This is a genomic window from Parendozoicomonas verongulae (genome assembly GCF_009711465.1).
GTDB classification, from domain to species: Bacteria; Pseudomonadota; Gammaproteobacteria; order Pseudomonadales; family Endozoicomonadaceae; genus Sansalvadorimonas; species Sansalvadorimonas verongulae.
Window position 1 is genome coordinate 1 of record NZ_SMME01000098.1, and the last position, 254, is coordinate 254.

1 protein-coding gene is annotated in these 254 nt (G+C 56.7%); it reads right to left on the reverse strand.

Annotation, left to right across the window (positions count from 1 at the left end; translation table 11 throughout):
• Positions 1–51 precede the first annotated feature (51 nt).
• On the reverse strand, positions 52–254 hold a 203-nt coding region (locus E1189_RS00115), incomplete at its 5' end, for a hypothetical protein (RefSeq protein WP_230459785.1).

Here is a 254-nt window from a genome sequence, read left to right on the forward strand (position 1 = left end):
CAGTGCAGGGGGAAGCGGAACATCACCTGCGCCTGCGGCCTCACGTTCGATTCAGTCAGCCAGCTTAAATCTCACCGCCGGGGCAGCAGCGACGCCCAATGCAAGGGAAAGTGGAACACCACCTGCCTCTGTGGCATCACCCTCGATACGGTCAACCAGTTTAAATCTCACCGCCGGAGCTGCAGTGACGCCCGGTGCAGGGGGAAGCGGCTCAAATAGAACCAGGTCCATAATTTTATCGTTTTGAAAATTGC